General features: G+C 37.5%; 22 protein-coding genes. 3 read left to right on the forward strand and 19 right to left on the reverse strand.

All coding sequences use genetic code 11. The annotated features are described in order from the left end of the window. Window positions 1–98: 98 nt before the first annotated feature. Window positions 99–3,545 carry a hypothetical protein gene (locus BMW36_RS06465; protein WP_089740044.1) on the reverse strand — a complete coding sequence of 1,149 codons (3,447 nt, stop codon included), beginning with the start codon at window positions 3,543–3,545 and terminating at the stop codon, window positions 99–101. Window positions 3,546–3,787: 242 nt separating this feature from the next. Between BMW36_RS06465 and BMW36_RS06470 the strand changes: the two genes are divergently transcribed. Beyond that, on the forward strand, window positions 3,788–5,263 hold the full coding sequence (locus BMW36_RS06470) for a methyl-accepting chemotaxis protein (RefSeq protein WP_089740045.1): 1,476 nt from the start codon (window positions 3,788–3,790) through the stop codon (window positions 5,261–5,263). A 134-nt stretch (window positions 5,264–5,397) separates the two neighbouring features. Here the strand turns inward: BMW36_RS06470 and BMW36_RS06475 are convergent, their stop codons facing one another. Then, window positions 5,398–9,150, reverse strand: coding sequence for an alpha-L-arabinofuranosidase C-terminal domain-containing protein (locus tag BMW36_RS06475; RefSeq protein WP_089740046.1), 3,753 nt, complete (start codon window positions 9,148–9,150; stop codon window positions 5,398–5,400). Window positions 9,151–9,354: 204 nt separating this feature from the next. Between BMW36_RS06475 and BMW36_RS06480 the strand changes: the two genes are divergently transcribed. Beyond that, window positions 9,355–9,807 carry a DUF1801 domain-containing protein gene (locus BMW36_RS06480; protein WP_089740047.1) on the forward strand — a complete coding sequence of 151 codons (453 nt, stop codon included), beginning with the start codon at window positions 9,355–9,357 and terminating at the stop codon, window positions 9,805–9,807. Between the two features lie 246 nt (window positions 9,808–10,053). Here BMW36_RS06480 and BMW36_RS06485 read toward each other — a convergent pair whose 3' ends face one another. Both BMW36_RS06485 and BMW36_RS20290 read right to left on the reverse strand, forming a co-directional pair. After that, complete coding sequence (locus BMW36_RS06485; RefSeq protein ID WP_089740079.1) at window positions 10,054–11,244, reverse strand: Bcr/CflA family efflux MFS transporter; 1,191 nt, start codon at window positions 11,242–11,244, stop codon at window positions 10,054–10,056. A gap of 199 nt (window positions 11,245–11,443) precedes the next feature. Beyond that, window positions 11,444–11,584: a YuzK family famiily protein gene (locus tag BMW36_RS20290; RefSeq protein WP_175480365.1), complete on the reverse strand. Its 141-nt coding sequence runs from the start codon at window positions 11,582–11,584 to the stop codon at window positions 11,444–11,446. Between the two features lie 443 nt (window positions 11,585–12,027). Here BMW36_RS20290 and BMW36_RS06490 point away from each other — a divergent pair, with 443 nt between their 5' ends. Continuing rightward, the gene (locus tag BMW36_RS06490) at window positions 12,028–13,383 is read left to right on the forward strand and encodes a TraB/GumN family protein (RefSeq protein WP_089740048.1); all 1,356 of its coding nucleotides are present in this window, start codon (window positions 12,028–12,030) and stop codon (window positions 13,381–13,383) included. A 78-nt stretch (window positions 13,384–13,461) separates the two neighbouring features. Here BMW36_RS06490 and BMW36_RS06495 read toward each other — a convergent pair whose 3' ends face one another. The 15 genes from BMW36_RS06495 to gvpJ (BMW36_RS06565) form a co-directional block, all read right to left on the reverse strand. After that, complete coding sequence (locus BMW36_RS06495) at window positions 13,462–15,534, reverse strand: glycosyl hydrolase family 18 protein (RefSeq protein ID WP_089740049.1); 2,073 nt, start codon at window positions 15,532–15,534, stop codon at window positions 13,462–13,464. 131 nt (window positions 15,535–15,665) lie between these two features. Then, a complete protein-coding gene (gvpU, locus tag BMW36_RS06500) occupies window positions 15,666–16,070 on the reverse strand; it encodes a gas vesicle accessory protein GvpU (protein ID WP_089740050.1) in 405 nt (134 codons plus the stop codon). A 20-nt stretch (window positions 16,071–16,090) separates the two neighbouring features. After that, the gene (gvpT, locus tag BMW36_RS06505; RefSeq protein WP_089740051.1) at window positions 16,091–16,687 is read right to left on the reverse strand and encodes a YtxH domain-containing protein; all 597 of its coding nucleotides are present in this window, start codon (window positions 16,685–16,687) and stop codon (window positions 16,091–16,093) included. Then, the gene (locus BMW36_RS06510; protein ID WP_089740052.1) at window positions 16,687–17,016 is read right to left on the reverse strand and encodes a gas vesicle protein; all 330 of its coding nucleotides are present in this window, start codon (window positions 17,014–17,016) and stop codon (window positions 16,687–16,689) included. Before BMW36_RS06510 ends, gvpT begins: the two co-directional genes overlap by 1 nt. 24 nt (window positions 17,017–17,040) lie before the next feature. Next, on the reverse strand, window positions 17,041–17,325 hold the full coding sequence (locus tag BMW36_RS06515) for a gas vesicle protein K (protein ID WP_089740053.1): 285 nt from the start codon (window positions 17,323–17,325) through the stop codon (window positions 17,041–17,043). Further along, window positions 17,309–17,563 (reverse strand): gas vesicle protein, encoded by a 255-nt coding sequence (locus tag BMW36_RS06520; RefSeq protein ID WP_089740054.1) that lies wholly within the window; start codon window positions 17,561–17,563, stop codon window positions 17,309–17,311. Before BMW36_RS06520 ends, BMW36_RS06515 begins: the two co-directional genes overlap by 17 nt. A 15-nt stretch (window positions 17,564–17,578) precedes the next feature. Beyond that, window positions 17,579–18,379: a GvpL/GvpF family gas vesicle protein gene (locus BMW36_RS06525; protein ID WP_089740055.1), complete on the reverse strand. Its 801-nt coding sequence runs from the start codon at window positions 18,377–18,379 to the stop codon at window positions 17,579–17,581. A 9-nt stretch (window positions 18,380–18,388) separates the two neighbouring features. Beyond that, window positions 18,389–18,646: a gas vesicle protein GvpG gene (locus BMW36_RS06530; RefSeq protein ID WP_089740056.1), complete on the reverse strand. Its 258-nt coding sequence runs from the start codon at window positions 18,644–18,646 to the stop codon at window positions 18,389–18,391. A gap of 3 nt (window positions 18,647–18,649) precedes the next feature. Continuing rightward, on the reverse strand, window positions 18,650–19,417 hold the full coding sequence (locus tag BMW36_RS06535) for a GvpL/GvpF family gas vesicle protein (protein WP_089740057.1): 768 nt from the start codon (window positions 19,415–19,417) through the stop codon (window positions 18,650–18,652). Window positions 19,418–19,432: 15 nt separating this feature from the next. After that, window positions 19,433–20,332 carry a gas vesicle protein GvpN gene (gene gvpN / locus BMW36_RS06540; RefSeq protein WP_089740058.1) on the reverse strand — a complete coding sequence of 300 codons (900 nt, stop codon included), beginning with the start codon at window positions 20,330–20,332 and terminating at the stop codon, window positions 19,433–19,435. 21 nt (window positions 20,333–20,353) lie between these two features. Beyond that, window positions 20,354–20,620 carry a gas vesicle protein GvpO gene (gene gvpO / locus BMW36_RS06545; protein ID WP_089740059.1) on the reverse strand — a complete coding sequence of 89 codons (267 nt, stop codon included), beginning with the start codon at window positions 20,618–20,620 and terminating at the stop codon, window positions 20,354–20,356. A 50-nt stretch (window positions 20,621–20,670) separates the two neighbouring features. After that, a complete protein-coding gene (gene gvpJ / locus BMW36_RS06550) occupies window positions 20,671–20,934 on the reverse strand; it encodes a gas vesicle protein GvpJ (protein ID WP_089740060.1) in 264 nt (87 codons plus the stop codon). Window positions 20,935–20,959: 25 nt separating this feature from the next. Then, window positions 20,960–21,298 (reverse strand): hypothetical protein, encoded by a 339-nt coding sequence (locus BMW36_RS06555; protein ID WP_245711603.1) that lies wholly within the window; start codon window positions 21,296–21,298, stop codon window positions 20,960–20,962. A 59-nt stretch (window positions 21,299–21,357) separates the two neighbouring features. Then, window positions 21,358–21,780: a hypothetical protein gene (locus tag BMW36_RS06560; protein WP_089740062.1), complete on the reverse strand. Its 423-nt coding sequence runs from the start codon at window positions 21,778–21,780 to the stop codon at window positions 21,358–21,360. Between the two features lie 24 nt (window positions 21,781–21,804). Further along, entirely contained in the window at window positions 21,805–22,056 is a 252-nt protein-coding gene (gvpJ, locus tag BMW36_RS06565; protein ID WP_089740063.1) for a gas vesicle protein GvpJ, read from the reverse strand. Window positions 22,057–22,356 lie beyond the last annotated feature (300 nt).

The raw sequence follows: 22,356 nt of genomic DNA on the forward strand, positions 1-22,356 counted from the left end.
TGACGACCTCCTTGTTGTTATATACGTCTATCTTTCTCATAAAGTTTCATCTATAATTTTTCCCCAGAGTTTTTTGCAGAAAATATATTAGCTAACAGTTAATCCCATTCCTTTAATTGTGCCACTATTTCTTTCATTTTTTTGACAAACTGCCCCTCTGCTTTTCTTTGTTTTTTCCATTCATTGTAGCTCGCGACAGATATGAATGTGATTCCTGCAACTAAGAGGTATACCCACCATGGCAAATTACCCCAATATGGTTTCGTTTGATAAATTACATTAAAGATTAATGTTGCAAGGCCTGTAAACAAATAAGACTTGATGTGAAACTTCATTCCGGCTAATAATGACACGATTGACAGAGTACCAATAATTAGCGCATCCCATATAGTCTGACTCTGAATCGCATCATATACTAAGTAAACAGTTATGCCTGCAAGGATCACCGTCTGAAGATTCGTCATCGCACTCCTGTAATCATTCCATACCTTTTTCGATATGGCGATTGAAAGGAACATAACAGGCAGTGCAATCAATTCAGCATGGAATAACGGATTAATATATGAGATATATTCAAATAAGATGTGGTAATAAATTGGCAGTAAGCAAATTACAGCGAGTGTAACCAGGCTTTTTTTCCAAATAGTATGGTCAATGCGTTTGATTTGCATAGCTAACCACAATGCAAGCAGCATATATGGAAGTATCTTTATCCATACACTGTTTTCTGGTCCTATGAAACTAGCCGCATACCCGACATAGGCTAAGGCAATGAACGAGTACCAGTCAATGAACCAGTCTTCGCCAACCTTCTGGCAGAGCTTGGCATAAAGTACTCTCCCTGCAATTAATAATACAAAAAAACAGACAATACTGATTCCAGTTAACATTTTGGGAGTAATTAACGTTTGCTGATCCCATACCAGTATGGAAAGCAGCAAAGGAAATAATAGTAAAGTCATCCACTTTCTCTTGTGCAGCAAGTACAGAATGAGGATAACGAAACTGATAACAACAACTAATTCTGCTGGTGTACTTATCGGTCCGAGTGCAACAACCGTAATCAGACTTACGATAGAGAAAGGAACAATGTACCAGTCTATTCTCCTTTTCCACAGAAGTGGTACAGTAAACCAGACTAGAACCATAATAACACTTGAAATAATGAAATAATAGGCAAATGGGATGGCATCCGTTAATTTAAAATAAAATGAATATCCCGCTAACAACACTGGTATTACTGACAATCCGGCATAGAGAAATAATTTCACTTGCCATTCCACTTTTCCAATTAATGTACTGTATATATAAACAGTTAAAGGAATAAATAATATAATCGGATTTAACTGATGTACTACTAGCTGATCAAGAACGATCAACAGCATGATAAAAAACTGTACAGCATGAGCGAGCCAGAAAAAGTATGGCTTTAATCCTTCTGCATAGATTCCTGCATAGCGGTCTGCAATTAAAAGTAAGACTGGCGCAAATACAACGAACCAAATGACCGATGCAAACCCGGTAATAGAAAATGTACTAATTAATGAAATATAAAATGCTAAACTTAAAATGGAAACAGCAAGCCAGGCGATTTCCAGGCGAGTATAACGAACAAACCAGACAGAAACTCCTACACCAATTAACAAAATTACCGGTCTGACAATGACGGGATCAATTAACTGGAGATCTGTTAACAGTAAAACAGCTAATAAATAACTTAACTGGCCAATATAAAATGAAGCATTTTCCAGTAAACTCCATCCTGATTTTTTCCACAGCAAACTTATTAGTAATAAAATGACACCAGACAGAGCCAAATGAAAGGGAACATTGAAAATCTCCATGTATGTGCTGGAATATCCAATCAACTCAGGATAAAGAACAAACATAGCAAACCACCAGCATATCGCATTAAACCAGACTGCCACTTGTTTATACTGCTCTGATTGAGAAAAAAACACAAGCAATGATAGAAAACCCATAATCACAAACATAAGGAATACCTGGATATACGTTTCCACAACTAGCCCGTACATGACTGTCAGTATCATAACGACTATTGATACATAATAAGCACTTACATTTAATGAACTAAGAAACTTTATCTTGTTCCTTAATCCGATTGTTGTAAATATAATCACTGCATAAATAAACATAAACAGTTGTGCACTGAGATTTTTCGGTTCAAATGCTAAATCCCATAATTGAAGGCCTGATACAAATAGGAAAACTGCAGCCAGCCAGCGAAATATATTTATTTGTGAAATATTTGACAGATAGGTATATGTACACACAATAGTAATATATGCCAGTAACAATATCCACGAATCGTCCTGGCTTCTAAGTAAAATCCCCTGATAGCTTATATAAAGAAAAGCACAGAGTGACATGATCGCACTTGTATAATGGAACACACTCTTTAAATAGCTGTCTTTTTTAGTTAGATAAGCAAATCCAAGATATGCCGCACCTATCAGGCTGTATACAAACAAATCAATCGAGTGTAATACTGAATTTTCTGTTAACTGGTATATTCCATAAGCAAATAACGCGGAGAAGATTAAGTGATAATCCTTTGTGTTATAAACAAATATCATAGCAATATATAGTATTGCAGTTACCAGTATATTAAAACTGTAGAAAAGCATATGATCAAACACAAAAAGCATCATGATTGTGGAGATTACTAAATTTAACTGAGCATATGCCGGCAGTTCTCTAATAAATATTCTGATTGAGTTTTGATCACGTAATCGGTGGTAGCCATATAGTAAAGCTCCATTAAAAATCATCATTAAGAAATAATAGACATCCACGGAAACTTTTCCAGATGCAATAGTAAATCCGATAAAAAATGACAGGAACAGATAAAATATCCATACAAAAAGTCTCGAGTTATTCTTCATTGCATTTCTGGCATATAAAGGAAGTGGCAGCAATGTACAAATAACTCCAAGCAGATACCTTCCTTCACCAGTTAATGTCAAGTATTCTCCGAACAAACCGAAGTATCCGATTGCAATAATAGCTATCGGCAGTAACAGACTCCCTAATGTCAGGAAAGCAAAAGCTGTTTTTTCAATTTTTAAAAACGATGAACATACAGCACTTAATACTAGGAAGAAAACAGAAACTCCTATTAGTGTTAATACTTTCAACAGTGCCCCCATTTGTTCCCACGTACTCGTTGCAACAACTAATCCGCTTATTAGTAAAAAAACAACTCCAATAACTAGAAGCCATGTAATATTCCTTTCTCTAATTTGCTCAGGTGTTTTATCATTAGCCTGTTTAACTTTTGGAGGATTTGGTTTCTTTTCTGATTTTACAGGACGGGGAATCAGTTCTTTTCCTTCTGACAGCTGTATAGGATCAATTTCATCTTTTACTGCCTTTTCCATTTTTTCATTCTGTGAATCGATGTATTGCTCATAGGCACTTAAAAACCGATTAAATTCCTGCTGATTAATATATCCTTCTTTCATTAGTTCAAGCATTTCTTTTTTTACTATTATTTGTTGCTCTGACTTTGACAGATCCTTCACACTTATCACCTCACCTTTTCATATAAACCGATTAGCAACATCTATCATTATACCATTTTTTAATACAACTGAGATAATATGGATGAAATCCAGAAGAAATAATATACATAATCTATTCCTAGTTTAATAGAACTATAAAAATAGGGACTACGGAAAATTTTTCTATACTTATATCATTTTTCATAGTAATATAGTCATATAGATTGTAACGATTCAAATAACTTTCCAGGAGTTGATCACCATTGTTTTTCAAAAAAAGTATGAAAGATAAGCATTTAAGTATAATGGAGCAAGACATGGTCAAAAGGAATTCTGTTGTCATCATCGCTCTCACAGTTACAACATTCTTACTTTTATTGTCTCTTACAGCAAGTCAGAATGTCGGTACCATTATCCAGGTCAGTATTCAAGTTATCGTATGGAGTGCCTTTACCATTCTTCACTTTAAAAGATCACTGATTTTTCACATTCAATACATAGCAATAATCGGGTCTGTCGTTACAACAACAATCGGTTTCATTGTTCTTCCGGGTTTAACCAACTTTGTTTCGGTCATATATTTTATCTTCCTCGCTTTAATTTACATGAATAACAAATTATCTATTTTCACACTTGGTTATGGACTATTATTAATCATATACATGTTCTTTTTTCAGAAGGAGTCTGTGAATGTAGACTCAGATTCAGTAGTAATTTATATCATTAATTATATGTTAATTTCCATTATCGTTTTCTCTTTTCTGCGTGTATCAGATTTTATGAAGAAACAAACAGCGGATTCCAGAAAGAAAACAGAGGAACTTCTGGCAGATCAGGAAAAGCAGAAAAACGACCTGCTTCAGCTCATTAACATTGTCGGAGAAAAAACAGAATTCATTACTAAAAATAGTGAACAGAGCAATATAGCATTTAAGGAAATGGGAGAAGCTTTCCAGGAGATATCAATCGGCTCGAATACACAGAATGTATCTTCCCAGAATATTAATGAATCGATTGCTAATATGAAAAATCAGCTTCAGGAAATGGCTGAAAATACCGCCACACTAACCGACGAGTCTGTTAATACAAAGCAGTTATCAGAAACGGGCCAAGAGCAAATCAATACACTTACACAAACTGTAGGCGAATTTAGAGATGAAATTGACGCAATGTCACAGGAAATTAGTCAATTAATCACAAATTTAAATGAAACTAGTCAATTTAGTAATACAATTAAAGAAATTGCGAATCAGACGAATTTACTTTCTCTTAATGCAAGTATCGAGGCTGCACGGGCAGGAGAACATGGAAAAGGTTTTGCTGTCGTAGCTAATGAAGTTCGTATTTTAGCAGAGATGACGACGGAATCAGCTGAAAAAATTTCCGAACAGCTAAACTCCTTTAGCGTACAATCTGATCAAACACGGAATAAGATGATGCAAGTTTCTGAGCGGATGGCCGACAGCTATGAACAAACAAAAGAAACAAATCATTCCTTTACAAGCATTAATACTGCAATAATTAATTTAAATCAGTTATCCAATTATAATAATACACTTATGGAAAATATTAATGACACCATCGCAGTAATTAGTGAATCAACAAGTGAACTGGCTGCAGTCAGTCAACAATCCAATGCTTCAATAGAAGAGATTACAGCTACTTTAGATAGTTGCCTTAACACCAATGCTGATATCCTTGAAAGCTTAAAACAATTAAAAGCAACATTAGTACAGTGATAAATAAGGCAATCCATCTTGACAGACACGAGGAGGATTGCCTTTTTTTCCACTCGAAAATAAAGATCCGAACTACGAATCAGCCAACTGATCATAGTCCGGATTTTATTTTTTCACATCATTCATTCTGTTAATCAGTCTATATCCAGAACTAATATGGTAACAGAATTAGCGGACAATGTCACAACCGTTCCTTCGTCCTTTAATTCTAGTTCCGTTTCTACTGGGACCACTTGTTCCGCATCCTTTTTGTTTACATTTGGCTGATGAACAATTGATTCACTTCCTGTCACTGTAATCATTTTCGCTGTTGAATTTACTTTTATGTCTTTCAAGGAGATTTCAGTTGTTTTCTCAAATGGATCAGCATTTACCATCTTCACATACACATGATTATCGTCTTTAGTTACTGAATGGAAAATTTCATCATTATATGCTTCTAATTTGTAATCCAGTACTTTACTTGTGAATTCACCATCTGTATAAGAGCAAATTAATCTGTCCCCAGAGCCTCCGCCATAATTGACAGAAATGGTATAAGTCTTATCGTTACGGATGCCTTCGAAACAGCTAGCTCTTAAATTACCTGCAGCTGTACTGGAAGAATAATCACCGAGTGTATAGCCTTCGACTCCTTTTTTATATACTTTTACACCTGTTGCATCCCCGTTATAGCCAATTGCATACTCTATTACGTCCTTAGTCTCTGGAGAAATATTCGTTAAGCCTGCACCAATGTAAAAACCGTCATTACCGGAAATTTTCTTGGCAATTACTTCAACCTTATAGTCTGTCCAGCTATGGTTCATTACATACAAACCATTTAATCCACTATTCTGTCCCTTTAAGATGAGGCCCTTTTCAGAATCAAGCTCATATCCTTCAGAACCCGGAATCACTTTCCATTCAGACTTCAATTCTTCTGTAAAGTCCTGTTCGAACAATAATTCCCCATTGATATTATCGATGACTTTCACATGTTTGACATGAATTTCGGCATCCCCTGTTGCGATCTCTATCCCGCCATGTGGCGCAATTTCCGTTAATTTTCCATTCCTATATGCTGAAAATGATGTATTTAACACTTTTGTGCCTAAATATTTTGCAAAAAGTTTCTGTACATAGTAATTTGGCGTAAACCAAACCGTTTCATCATCAAACCAGATTAAATCAGGGGTCCAGCGGTATGTCCCATCTGTCAGCACTTTGTTAAATAATGGCGCATAAGCAACTAACCTGACCACATCTGCGTTATTTTCATATCCTGTCATAATCGCAGCCTCTGCAATAGCACCTGCCAACGTATTTTTATCGGTTGAAGCAAATTCCCCTACAAAGACTTTTGAGGTTTCTTTTTCATCTAATGTGCCATCAGCATGATATGCCCTATAATAATAATTATAACGATCGACATTATTTAATAAGTACTCATTGGAACGGTAATAATGTTCATCAGCAATAGTATCCATGTAGTTATCCTGCTTTTCATACCATGAAACGGTCTCTTCCATCGTTTTCTTCCCATCGGTAAACTCTACAGTTGCATTGCCAGACATATTTCCGCTTAAAAACTTCCATCCCTGCTGATAAGCATCATCATCAGCTTGGGCTCCTACCGTTGAAATAATGTGTAATTCATAACCAGGATAATTTCTTTCCATATAATCATCGATTTGCCCTTTGAAATACTCAAAGTTTGCGAAGAACTCTGTACCCCAGTTCTCATTTCCCACTCCTAAATAATGCAAATCGAATGGATTCTCATGACCCATCTCTTTACGTAATCTGGCCCATTCATTGTGATCAAAGTCCGTGCTAATAGCAAAATCTATTAAATCAGTAAAGCTTTTTACATAATAATCTCTTAACTCACCACCTGCAGGGTTGACATAATCGGATCTCGCTTGACAGAGAACCCCACATGCCATTACTGGAAGAGGTGCAGCGTTCAGATCTTCTGCCAACTGGAAATATTCCATGTAGCCAAGACCCATTGTCATCATGTAACCCCACACATTAAAGTTTTCTTTTCTCAATTCAACTGCTCCTACAGAATCTTTCCATTCATATACATTTTCCCATATAAATGATCCTTCTGATATACAACCACCAGGGAACCGAAGAAATTTAGGATGAAGGTCAACTAATGCATTGACAAGGTCTTTGCGCAAGCGATAGTTTGGATTCCCTTTATAATTGGTATGAGCTGTTTCAGATCTTTCTTCTTCTTTTGCCCCCCAAACGTCTCTTGGCATCAGTGAAACCATATCAATTGATGCTTCCCCATCAAATGTAAGTGTAAGCTGGCCAAGAGCTGTGTTAGAACCTGTAAGAACCAGATTTGGTTCTAAGCCGTACTTATTCCATTCATTATCACCATCTACTTGTACAGTTACTTTGTCACTTAGTGGATTGCCATGCTGATCTTGCAACTGTACATTAATCAATGATGCATTCTCCGCTTTTGCCCAAATGGTAAAATCATAATATTCTCCTCGTTTAATGGACATTGCGCAATGATTGTTGGAATCAGTAAAACCTTTATTAATAAGTGTTGCACCTGATGGTACTGTTAAAAAGTGAGAGTTTACTTCTTTGTCTTTTATTCCAAAAAACTCATTCAACCCACCCGTATTTTTTACTTTTACTTTATCTGTATCTCCGAACCAAGCGTGTAACGGTACATGATTTCTACCTGTTGAACAGCCGCATGCACCAGATTCATGAGAGTAAGTATCGAAAGCAAAAGATTCAAAAGAACGATTTTGAACTAGCTCTGCATAAATCCCGCCATCTGCCGCATTATTGATGTCTTCGTAAAACAATCCATACATTATATCACTGACATCTAATACTTCACTTCTTCCATCAATCGTTAAATGATGGGACGGCAGCCCTGCAGGAAGTACAGTAACTGTGAATACTTTCTCTGTTACACTGCCTGCCTTTTTTAAAGATGCAGTTAATGTAACTGGCTTTGGTTCATCGATATTCCCTACAATACCTCTGTCAGATAATAATACAGGATCACTCGACTTCCATGTAACTGTAACTTTCCCTCCCATAAGCGATGAAGGTAAAGAAACATCTTTTGAGATTACAGTAATAGGAAATGATAAATATTTATCTTTAGCAAGTTCAACAATTTCGTCATCTGTCAGAGATTCACACATCACTTCTATTACTTCATCTTCCGTTAATCCTGCTTCATAAATACGGAAATCAGATAAAGAACCATGGAAATCCGGATCTGCTGCATGCTGTGACCGGCCGATATAATTATTGCTGTAATTGCTTTCCTCAATAAATGTTTCAAACCAGCTACGAAGCTGCTTATACGTACCGCTCGATGTTTGACTGATTGAACCATCTGCTGCAACTTCACCATTTACATAGATAACAGGGCCGGCACTGCTTAGTGTACCGCCTTCTGTTCCCCTGACAGACATCGCCACATGAATCCATTCTCCTGATGGATACGTTTTTCCTGCATCAGCAAAAATGTCAGATTGTGAAAAACATACCCCTCGCAAATTACGTGAAAGGAACATGTATGGTCCAGCGGGTCCCTTTCCGAAATCAAAGAAGCGTTCCCATACATTTGTACCCTTATTGAGATACACCCAGCTGCTTACCGTAATTCCAGTATGATCGCTTACATTTTTTAATAAACCGGAGGGAAGCTGGATATAAGATGTACCATTATCCCCACCCGTGAATGTCACCGCTTTCCTTCCTGACACAGTTTGTACGGAAGGTTTTACTTTCCCTTTTGTTACAGCATTATTGCCATTTGCTGAACTGTCTCTCCCTACATCATCATGATCAGCGAAAGAATAATGGGCGATAATTTTTTCTTTAAATGAATTGCCCTTATTATTTGTCATAGATCCCCCTCAATTCGTCACTTAATATAAGTACAACTTATCAAAATAACTTAGTAATTCACCAACATGTACTTACAACTATTATAATATAAAATTCAGAAATTCCAACCCTTAAAGTGAGACTTTTGCTCATCGGGATATTACAGAAGCATAACGCTGTGATAAAATATAATAAAGATCGCTCATAAAAAGGAGTAGAATAGATTGCTGACTGTAGAAAACTATATTGATAAAGTTGATTTAAAGTGGAAAGATGCATTTGTTGAAATAAAAAAAGTGATTGATGAGAATATTCCAGAAGGTTTTGAACTAGAAATGCAGTATGGAATGCCTTCATATGTCGTACCATTATTTCGTTATCCTGATGGCTATCACTGTAAGCAGGACACACCATTACCTTTTATCAGTATTGCAGCACAGAAAAATCATTTAGCTTTATACCATATGGGAATATATGCAAATGGCAGCCTATTAGAATGGTTTCAGAATGAATATCCAAATCATATGAAAACAAAACTTAATATGGGAAAAAGCTGTATCCGATTTACCAATCCAAAGAAGGTTCCGTACCAGTTAATTGGAGAGCTTGTCTCAAAAGTATCTGTCGATGAGTGGATAGAAATGTATGAAAACAGCCAAAAAGACGAAAAAGCTTAGGACGGGAAGTTGAATTACGGTGCTTGCTCGTTTGCTACGCTAATTGTGCGATTTAAAGATCCCATGGAAAATCGAATGCCTTGGCGAAAATTTTTTCGGTGATGGTGGCATTCGGACGAGCCCTGAACACCTTCGCGCCAGAAAAATGCGGTTCCATGGTATTCTAAAAACAAGAAAATGGTTCCAAGTTTTGCTCGGAACCATTCTCAATACTATAAGCTGGATATATACCACCAGCCTTTTCTTTTAGCCCTTTTTGGTTAAAGTGAAAAATGCAGTAAATCCAATTAATGATGTCGTAAACAATGCCGCTCCCATCGGAATGGCACTTGATTCATCGATCCCAACGATCGGTGCGATAATGGAGCCCATTAATAATGGTGACATACCTAAAATAGCACTTGCGCTGCCTGCACGTTTTGCCTGATTTTTCATAGCAAGGGAAAAAGAACTTGTCAAAATAATCCCAATTGTAAACATATGGATGAAAATTGGAATGACAATCATAGCAAGCGGTCCTTTAGTAATTGTCATGATTAGCAATAATGTATTCGCACACAGGGATACAATGACTCCAGTTCGTAACATTGTCCGTTCTTCGATCTTGCCACTTAGTTTCCCAACTAAAAAACTCCCCGAAATTATGGCTAAACCATTAATTCCAAACAGGAAACTAAACACTTGTGGAGAAACTTGATAAATCTCCTGATAAACAAAAGGCGTACCCGAAACATAAGCAAAGGTACCTCCCTGCACGAAGCATACCACTATCGCATAGCCAATAAAGGAACGGTCTTTAAGAATTGCCCCCATTGTTTTTAGAGTACCTCCGATAGAACTGGGCTGTCGGTAGGCTGCAGGCAATGATTCTTTCAGCCGGAAAACAACCAGCATCACGAGAAACAGACCAAATATTGTGAGAAAAAGAAAAATCGTGTGCCATGTTGCAAAAGGCAACAGTAATACAGCACCCCCACTAATCGGTGCAACCATCGGTGCTGTTGCATTAATAACCATTAGTAAAGAAAAAAATTGTGTTAACTCTTTCCCGCTATATGTATCCCTGACGACTGCACGCGATAACACAATTCCAGCAGACCCTGTAAAACCTTGAAAAAACCTGGCAATAATTAAAACGATAATATTTGGAGCAAAAGCACAAATTAATGAGGCAAGCGCAAACAATGAGATTGATATAATCAGCGGCTGCCTTCTGCCTTTTGCATCACTTATCGGACCAATAACAAGCTGTCCAACAGCTAAACCTATTAAACATGCCGTTAAACTTAATTGAACAAGAGAGGCACGAACTCCAAAATCCTCAGCAATCATTGGAAAGCTGGGTAAATACATATCAATATTGAATGGTCCCAGCATTCCCAGTAAAGCAAGTAATATTGCAAAACCTATACGTTTTCTACCTTCTGGTGCTTCCATCGTTTGTGACAAATTAATCACCTTCCTAACATCCTGTATTATATAGGAGATAAGCAGGTAAGTATAATTCCTTGCTTTACTAACAAATTTCCCTTAACGATTTAAGTGGAGCACCCGCAAAAGTGCTCCAACGTTTCTGCATATTTATTAAAATTAATACTAAGCGGGAGGATATCCCCCATTGCTCTAGAGTCTCCCTTTATCTGTGTACAATTCTATTAACTTCATTAACTATTTTTTGACTTTTTTCATAATCATTCTCGCGCTCTTCTTCTACCTTGAGACGCTTTGACAGTTTTCTGCTGTATTCTGCATACCCAAGTCCATGCGATTGCTGCATCGCTTTTTCCATCTCTTGTGTATATTCAAGAGATAACTTATGGTCATTAATAGTAGATCAATCCTTTCTTTGATGATTGTTATAAAATGTTATGTTAAACAATTCCCATTGCAATTATCGTTCAAACATCGTTGTTTTTAAAAATTTCTCCATAATAAATGTACGATCAGATAACTCTCCCTGTTGCAAAGCATTCTTCCATACTATTTCTTATCTCAATAATTAATTTCTGAAAAATTTGAAACCTTTTGTTACGTAAGCCGTATGTAATTGTACAAAGGAGGGGAAAGAGATAATGATACCGGGCTGCAATAATTTAATATGTAATTGTTGCCATTTGATATGAGGTTAATATAAACAGAACATACATAATTCGAAAAGATAATAACATCCTCATATCTTTTCTAAAGTAGTTTACCTGCAAATAAGAGGAGAGAAGACTTATGAAAAAATGGACAAAAGGAATTGTGGCATCGCTATTTGCCACTGTCATGATGCTATCAACTGTAATTCCTGCTTTCGCAGCAGAACCTCAAACACCTGATATTAGCCCATGGGCAGTAGGTGAGTTAAATGAAGGGGAAAAGTACGGGATCTTTCCAATCGAATGGTATTATGACAATTTCCGAAGCAATGAAATTTCTGAGGAACGTTTAAATGAAATTTTGATCCAAACTTCAGAAAAAATCGCTGGAATAGCACCTGAAAACTATAATGATTTTGAACTTGTTTCAGCCACTGGAACAACTAGAGAAGATGTATTAAACGGTTTATTTGAAATTGTTGCTCCATTAGAACTTCAAGAAGGAGAATCTGCCGTAGAGTATTTCCAGGATAGAGAGATTATTGCTGGAACAGGAAAAGGGCTAGCACTGGAAAAACCAGCTACAACAGAACAGGCAGTAATATTTGCAACAAGACTGGTTAAAGATACCTATGACCAATTGGACGCAGGGGCAAAAGGAGTTGCCTGGAAAGTTGAAAATGAAGGAAATGTTGTCTATTTACTAGGCTCCATCCATGTAGGAACACCAGATCTGTATCCATTTAACAGCAAATTAGTTGATGCGTTTAATGAGGCTGACAGTTTGTATGTGGAAGCAAATCTTTTAGATACAGAAGGACTGCAATATTTCAATGAAGTATCTATGTTCCAGGATGGTACAACAATTAAAGATGTAGTAAGCGAAGAAACGTATGCGAAACTTGTAGATGTACTTGAGAAGTATGACCAGCCAATTGAGACGTATGAATCATTTAAACCATGGAGTTTAGCAAGTTTAGTTTCTAATTTTTCAATGAGTGAAACATTTGGAATGCCAATAGAGCAAATGGCAAACTCAGGTGTTGATATGTACTTTTCAACAAATGCCCTGCTTACTCAAAAACCTATTCATGAATTAGAAGGGATTAAGGCTCAAGCAGATATGTTCAATGGCTTATCAGCTGAAGGACAGGAAGAATATTTAGTTGATACTCTTGATAGTGCTCTTAACACAGACTCACTGAATGGAGAAGCAGATATGATTTCTGACTGGTTCAGTTATTGGATAGAAGGGAATGTGGACAGTTTTGCTGAAAGCTTTAACTCTGCTGCAACAGAAGAGCCAGATGAGTTTGGTGAAATGCTGCTTGGTCAAAGAGATGTAGATATGTCAGAAAAAATCATGGGACTGTTAGAGTCTGAAAAAACTGCAACATCGTTTATTGTCGTAGGTGCAGGCCATTTTATTACAGATGAAAGCATCCTTTATCACTTAGAACAAAACGGTTACGAGGTTGTACCTTTTTACGAATAATTCAACAGGTCGAGTTCATTTTTGACTCGACCTTTCATGTATTTTCATATGATAATAATCAGAAAACGAAATTATTTATCACTGCTCTGCTAAAATCCTCTGACTTGTTTTCCCGCCAACTATTCCATCTACCGTTAAATCATGACTTGTCTGAAACGAACGGACCGCATTAATTGTTTCCTCATCAAAAAAACCATTTACGTACAGATCGTTATGATAAAAACCTAATTTTTTTAACTGGATTTGCAACAAAATAACATCAACGCCAACACTTCCTTGTTTTATTATTCTCGGATAGAGACTTTCATTCTTTCGTTTCGCAATGAAATCTGCTGATCTTGTTAATACAACAGCCATTTGAGCACGCGTTACACTTTCAGTTGGGGCAAAAGTAGCAGAAGATGTCCCCTCAAAGATTCCCTGTTGTTTCATTGCCACAATTACCTCCCAGGACCAGCGCTCTCTGGAAACATCTTTAAAATTTACCGGGATGTCCACTTTCGATGGATCATATTGCTCTTTAAAGATATTATCAAAAACTTTGGCCATTTGTTCTCTGGTCAATTCTTGATCTGGACCAAACGACCCATCCCCCCTTCCGTGAAAAATACCATGTTGCTTGGCAATTTCTATATCCTCATGCCCCCAGAATGACTTCGGCACATCTGAGAAAGAATTACCAATCGGTTTTAACGGTTTAAGATCCAGCATACGAACAAGAACAGCAGCTGCCTCGGCGCGGGATAATTCGTCATTTGGACCAAATGTAGTAGAGTTTTTTCCATGAAACCATTCTTTTTCTTTAACAAAAAAGATTTCATCTCTTGCCCAATGATTTTTGACATCTTCAAAAGGAGCCTGAAAATTATTATGTGGATACACTGGTAGATTCACCGGAACATTCTCTTCGCCATCATGAGATGCAAGCCAAATTCCATAATTATTCCACACAGAAGGGTTTTCCTGACCAATACTCCAACTGCCTGTTCCCTTCAAATTATATTTATGAACAAGGTCAATTTTAGCTTTTAAAGACTGGTCATTTTCATACCAAACCTCGTAATTACCTGGTTTAAGTGTTCTACCTCCAATAATTGAAGTTGGGTCAGCCGCTTTAATAGTAAAATTTGCTCTTGGTGATTCAGCGTAGGAATCATATGTAATGGATCCATTATATTTTTTTATGAGTGATTCAATCTGGTGATTGGAAGCTCCGTATCCGCCAGTTAGTTCATGGCTATTCCAATAACGCCCAAAAAACGGTAAGCCTAATACAATTTTGTTCGGATCAATGTTTTCATCTATCACTAATGCTTTAATCGAACGGTCGACCCAGCCCACGCTTGCGACTGGACCGGCGGGACCACCCTGGTAGCTTTCATCGTATGCCATCAGCATCAGATAATCTGCATGCTTTGCCAATTCCTTATTATCATATGAACCGTGCCATCCCGTCTTCCAGTGGTTAGGATTTGCTGCAATAGCTACAGATACTTCCTTATGGGCGGGAATTTTCTCTCTCAGTAACCGGACTAAATCCGTGTAACCATCCTTGCTTTTTTCATTCACATTTTCGATATCTACATTGACACCATCTAACTCGTATTTTTCGATCGCTTCAGCTATCTGGCTTGCTAATTTTTCCCGATTTGCAACCGCTGCTTCGCCCACACTTCGATTCCAGTGATTACTTAAAAAGGGGACGACTTTAATATTTCGGGAATGCATTTCCTTAATAAAGGTAGTATCCACACCGGAGAGTGCGAGAGATCCATCAGCATTAACATTAAAATAACTTGGTGAAATAACATTTAATGCTCCCTTTGTTCGATCAACTGATTGAATAACAGACGCTGTTGACCCGAAAAATGAGTATGTCATGTTAAAGGAAGCATCATGTGCACTTACCTGCATCGTATTCAGTGGAATTGTCATAATAATGGAGGTACCTATTACTACTTTCGCTGTAACGATATGTAAACCTGTCAGCCTTTTTTTAACATACTTGTTTACAAGTTGTTTCATTTTTCTTTCTTCTTCAACAGGTTTTGTTCCAAACTCATTTGAAAATTCCTCAAGGTTTGGACTTATGTATAAATACACCACATAACCTTCATCTGTCTCTTGTAATCGATGATGAATGAATTCCATACATATACCTCCATTCCCTCATTTTTACTATTCTTTCACTTTTCGTGCATAATTATGTACACGAAAAAAATAGAGCCACTGTTAATAGGGCTCTATTTCTTCGTAAATTTATTTACATAAACCTGTTTAGTTTATTTGTTGTTGTTGGAATGAGACGGTGATTCTGCGATCTTACCGAGAAAAAAACCGTCAATATCGCTTAATTTCCCGCGCCACAATATTTTACCTTTTGATGGGGTAGACTTACTGTCGCCACAATATACCTTTGTATGCTTTAAATGAATAAATTTAGCAGGCTCCTCTGTAGCGGATTCTGCGCCGTCACTTGCATGCATTAACTGCTCGCTGATCTTTTTTGATGTATCATTCCCATCTTCAAATACTTCGCTTAATTCAGCAAAATACTCTTGTGCGGAAATAGTAGTACCTGAGACCAATGCTCCTTTTACGTTTAAAGTAATATCTAAATTGAAATCATGTTTGTTAGTTGCCTGGACAAAAAAGCCAAGAATATCGTCTCTTGCCTCATTACTCATTTTATCCACTCCCTCACACATTAAGAATTCGTGTCATCATCATTGGAAATAGCCGTATCTGTTGATTCGGATTTTTCAGATTGATTTTGATTGGTACGTTTTTCTCCATTGTTAGCTGATGAATGATTGGAATTTTGATTATTGTTGTCAGATTGCTGATAACTTAATATTTTTGAATGACCCTTTTCGTCACCTGTATCTGCTATTTTATTTAGTTTTTCTTCCAGATTGTTTAATCTCTCTTGCAATCTCGCATTTTCTTCTTTTAACTCATGGTAACTCTCTTTATTTACTAACTCTGTTGTTACCTCTTGATCTGATTCCTGATCTTCCTGGTCGCTTTTCTCATTTTGAAAGACTTTCGCCTCTTTCACGCGCTGGTATGCCTCCTGTGATTTCTTTTTCCCGGCATCCTTCAGTTCAGCTACTTTTCCTTTTGTCGCTTTACCAAGTTCTTTTCCTTTTTCCTTCCATTCCGTATCATTGATTCTGGCTACGAGCTTTTTACTATTCTCCGGTGTAGCCAAGTATCCGATTGTCGCCCCTAATACTCCACCTGTAATCGTTCTTTTAAGTGGCATCTTTTTAGTCTCATTTGTTGTTTGTTTTTCAGTCATTATTCAACACTCCCTGTATTAGTATTCATATCTTTATTTATTTTTGCTTCCAGTTGATTCAAACGCTCCTGAAGTTGCCTGTTTTCTTCCTCTAATATCCTGTTGTCTTTACTTGCTTTAGAGCTGAGATAAGGGTCATTTTCCCACCAGTCCATTCCAATTTCTTTTGCTTTATCAACAGAAGCGACTATTAATCTAATCTTAATCGTTAACAGCTCCACATCTGCTATTCCAACAGATATGTCCCCAGCTATAACAACACCTTTGTCAAGAATTTTGTCCAATACATCAACGATCGTATTCGATTGTACCGGGTGTTCCACTGGCATAGCCATCCCACCTCCATTACTAATTTACATAAGTCTGCCTAAAGGCCCTAAATCAATATTCAAATCCTCAGCATCCAGCCCAAATACCTGCTTCAATTCCTCCATTTTTTCTTCCAGGTTCATTAATGCAATTCCAAGATCCTCAATCTGCTGGTCCGTTAAATTCCCGCCCTCTACCCTTCTCATTGCATGTCTTTCTACTATTTGCCTAAGCAGTTCTATTACCGTCATGACAAGCTGTGCAAGTCCCTCTTCCGCATTATCAGGATCAAGGTTAATCCTCCCGCTGTTCTTATTCGCTGGCTGCATCCGTTAATTCCCTCCTTTGTATATCAAATTGCTGTGAAGATATTACGCCGGAGCTGTCACGAGACTGGACGAGCTTTTCAACCGAAGAAATTAATACCCGTAAGTCCAGATATACAAGGTCTACTCCCGCTATCGAAATAATTAAGTCTCCTTTAATAGCGATTCCTTTATCAAGAATTACATCTAAAATGTCAATCAATGCTATATCCTTGTTTTCTAAAGATTCCTTTAATGACATTCTTATTCCCTCACTTTACACCGCAAAATGATAAGCCGGCCATGGTCCTGTTAATTCTAAAGTAAAGCCTTTACTATTCAGAGACATCTCTTTTTGTCCCATCTCCTCAACGAAAGTTTCTACTTGTGACTGTTCAAGAAAATAAATACTGTTCCAGCACATATTTTCCTTACGGCCGGTCATTTCTTTGCTCCAATTTTTCTTGACGGTTGCATCTGTTGCAAACTGGCGCATCCTTTCATGTACTTCTTCACAAATTTTGTTCTTTTCTTTTTCCAATTCCTCTTCAACGAGACTGTCGATCTTTTTCATTTCGAAAAATCGGCGACCTGGAGATAATTGATTTATTTCTTTCTTCTTCGCCTCTATAAGCGGACTGTTCTTACTAATATCTTCTTTTAACTGTGTATCCTCACAATAGATTTTCAGATTCCACTCTTCTCTTCCTTTTATCTGTTCGAGCACTGCTTCCATTTGTTCCTTTTTCGTTTCAACTGTCTGGTGCAGTCTTTCTTTACTTTTATAGATAGTACAGAATTTCAAAGGAATTAATGTATACTGCTCATATAGTGCCATGATGGTATGGTGATGATGGAGAGCCTTTTCCTGCAGCCACTTTATGTCATTTTCTGTTTTTTCCTGAAGCACTTGCTCGGAAAATTCTCTATCGTCCAGCTCACAAACTACTGCTTCCACCTTACCTGCAGAAATTGTAAAAATACTGCCTTCATCATCAAAACCTTTCATTTCCTTTAAAGGATTTTCTTTCAATTCACTTCCGGGTATAAATCCGTATAAATAGATTAATTGCCCCATTACGCCACCTCACTCTTTCCTTCTTGCCATGTCCTGCCACTGTTTCATTTCAATCATTTTGGCCTTCTCATAGCGTTCCAGCAATTCTTCTTCCTTCTTCTCATATTCAGCATCAGGTATTTCTCCTTGTTCATACATTGTTTGTAAATGAATAAGCTTCCTCTGAATTGTTGGAAGATCATACAATTCTTTATCGGCTTCTTCCTTCACCTTTTCGCCGATTTTTATCATCACATTCATTGGTCCTGTTACTATTTTGTGCAGCATTGATTAACTCTCCTCAACGGTTAATCGAATATTGACAAAATTATATGCCGGCCACGGTCCACTGTATTTAAAATCCACTTTATCCTTCCATTTTTCGTGCGCCATATTAACTAACCGGTCAAATTCAGATTCTTTCTCACGATCTACAAGAAAGGAAGCGTTTAACAGCATTTTTTCACCGACTGGTTCATTGACCTTTGCCGCTTCAGCGCTCTCTTCAAGCGGGGTATAGACATCCTGCTCAATTTCATTAATGATAGATGAGAATATTTCCTGTGTCGCACCACCTAGCTGAATTCTGTCATAATATCCGGCCATCTCTGTCTTACCGCGCAACTTTCCAGAGAGCATTTCTACTTTCTCATTGGCATAAACTTGAGATTTGAGCCAATCAGTTTTCCCAATAATCTTCAAACCGAGCTCCATCTTTCCTTTGATCGCAGGGAACAGCTTTTTTAATTGTGGATATAGGTTCTCAAGCAATACTTCAACATCTTCCACTGAATGAAAAACATTTCCAAAGCTAATAGGTATCACCGTATCATTCTCTGCCATTACCTTTGAAACCAGCTGCTGGTGCATCATCAGGTTTTCCTTATTCGGATGATAGATTTTCATCGGCACCTCTGCCGCAACCATAGCAGCATCCTTATAATGGATAGTAAAAACAGATCTCTCATTACCATCTAGCATAATACGGCCAAACTCATCTTGTTCATTTGTCTGAATTCCACAGAAAATATAAATTCCTTTCTCCTGTTCCACTGTCATTTTCTATCACCCTTCTTAATACTTCATTTTCTTACGGATGAGATCATTTGCGTCTTCAACCGTTAGAGCAAGTCCCTGAACAACTGCATGACCTAACAAATCTGCACAGAGTTGCTGGAAATCTCCGTTGGAATAATCGATTGGTATATCATCCAGTTTTGCGATACGAGCAATCTGAAGAGATGTTCTGAGGCTGGGGGCTCCTTTTCTGTCACCAAATTCCTCACGCAAATCATGAACCAGTTCTGAGATAATCTCCGCTTCTTTTTTATCCAATCCAAGTTTTTCACTTATAATGAGTGTCTCTTGATCCTTATCCTTATAGCCGACATGTAATGTTATTAATCTGTCCAGTAATGCATCCTGTGTTTGATAGACTCCTGCATATTCCTGCGGGTTACTTGTAAATATCATAGAAAACTTAGGATGTACTTTTATAAATGGCTCTGTAGACTTTAAACCATATAATGGAAGTACACCTTCTTCCAGAATGGAGAGGAAAATATTATTCGTTGTTGGTTGTGACCGGGAGAATTCATCATAGACAAGTGTATATCCATGTTTGACTGCTTCCAGTAAACGGCCGTCCTTCCATGATTCCGTAATGGTTTCGTCTTTTTTATAGACAGATTTAACATACCGGTCAACTACCTTGGAACTGGTATATCCGTTAAAACTTCCTATCAGGTCTTTATTGTCTAATTCATGATTTCCATGCATCAGCATCACTGGCCGTTTCAATTTTTTGGCTAAAGCTAAAGCAATCGAAGTCTTGCCAGAGCCAGAGGGACCTGTAAAATGTACAGGATAGCCTGCTTTCATATACTGTATTGATCTTTTTAGGAGTGATTTCGTCGCCATATCTTGTATTAAAGCATGATGGTCTGATGTAACTCTTTCATTTAAAACAGTCATTAGCTGATCCCTCCACTCTCTCTAACTCTCTACACCAACCGAACTGCGATAACGGATTTCCTGTCTCTTGTATGCAGTTATCTCCTGATCTTCATCGACTAACACTTCATATGTGCCAATCATTTCATCCTTGGCATATCTCTTCATATATTCTTTTTCTTCAATCACTTCAATCTTTATCCGCCACCCACCTTCCTCCAGCCTTTCCACTGAGGTTATTTTATGGGGCGGGGCAACATTCTCCTGAAAAAAATCATTCACATTTTTCATGATTTCCTTTATCTTCATTGGTTACACCCTCCTTCCACGGGAAAGAGAGGGCTAAAGCAGCCCTCCTGTTAAACACTAAAAGATGCTTCCCCTCGTTCATTTTGCTGTGAAGGAAGTCCTTCTTCTTCTACTTCATCTCTTAACAGACCAACTGCCTCGGCATAACGCAGCCAAGTGTCCACACTTGCAATGACTACCCTTGCTTCTACTGTTAATATTTCAATCCCTACTACGGATACCCGTGCAAATGCATCGATCACTATCCCCTTATCGAGAATTCTATCGATTACTTCTGCTAAACTTGAACTGTCCGTCGTTTTTTGTATAGCCATATTTAGTCTCCTCTCATGAAAATTTTTATGAGCTGATTTTTTTAATTTTTGCCGAGCTTTTTATATTACTTGCCCCTTTAATTTCTGAAGTGCTCTTAATATGCTGTACTCCTTTAATATCTTGATAGCTTTTTAATTTTCCCTTGCCAGTACTTGTGGAAAGACTATTTTGCAAGCTCTTTCCTGCCTTTTTTACATTGCCAAGTTTTTCCCGCACGGAAAGCAGTACATCTTGTACTTTCTCTTTTGCTTCTTCGGCATTTCCATACACCTTGTCTTCCATTTTTTCTGTTGCTTTCTCTTTCAATTTGTCCCTCGCTTTTTCTTTTAAAGACTCTGGGGATTTTTCATAAGCTTTTTCCACTACTTTTTCAGCCGTCTTCTTAATCGGATTTTTCATTGCATTCTCCTTTGCATTAGCGGCTAATTTTTTTCGTGCACCAGCTTGTCCAGCATCTGTTCTATCTTTTCCAGTCGCTGATTAATCTGTTCATTTTCCTGTTTGATCTCTTCATAATTAGTATCTATCTCCATTTTGTCTCTGTCCGGCTCTGAAGATGATGACTTGGAGATCTTACTTTTCGCTTTATTCCAATAATCTGGTGCAGCCTGCTGAACAGCTGTCATAGCCTGTTGAGTAATCACATGCTGCAGATTCTTCCCTAGTTCTTTTGCAATCCTTTGTCCTGTCTCAGACTGTTGTACCCTGTGGTAAAGCTTTTGAACAGTACCGGGATTTGATAACATCCCGATCCCCGCACCGGCCATTCCACCCAACAGCACATACGTGATAGAATTTTGACCACTTGTTTGTTCATCAGAATTTTGAGTTTCCTCGACTTTCATCTTTACACCACCTTATAACTGACTTCATATACTAAATGCTCTATTTTCTTCGGTTAATTGATCTTCTTCATATACTTCATCCCGCAGCAGCCCAACTGCCTCCGCATATCTCAGCCAAGTATCCACGCTCGCAATAACGACTCTTGCCTCTACAGTTAATATCTCTATCCCGACAAGCGATACTTTTGCAAATGCATCGATAACAATACCTTTATCCAGTATTCTGTCAATCACCTCCGCTAAGCTTGAACTGTCTGTCGTTTTTTGAATACTCACAAAGGATACCTCCTTAAAGAAGTTATTTATCATTACCACCACGGCAGCCTGCTTAAAACAATGGCAGGATAACATTGGAATATAAATGGCTAATATTCCTTTTTTTTTTACAAATTCCAATTATTTTGTAATAGAACAAAACAGTTATCATACCTATTCCCTCTTACTCGGTCTGTTACTTATTACAAATCTGTTACTTTTATTATTTAATTGTTACAAAACGAATATGGATAACGATGGATAGATATAAGTGTGATTATCGATAAGTGGGGATATTACATTTAGCGCTATATTTAATAG

The organism is Gracilibacillus ureilyticus (genome assembly GCF_900111195.1).
Taxonomy (GTDB): domain Bacteria; phylum Bacillota; class Bacilli; order Bacillales; family Amphibacillaceae; genus Gracilibacillus; species Gracilibacillus ureilyticus.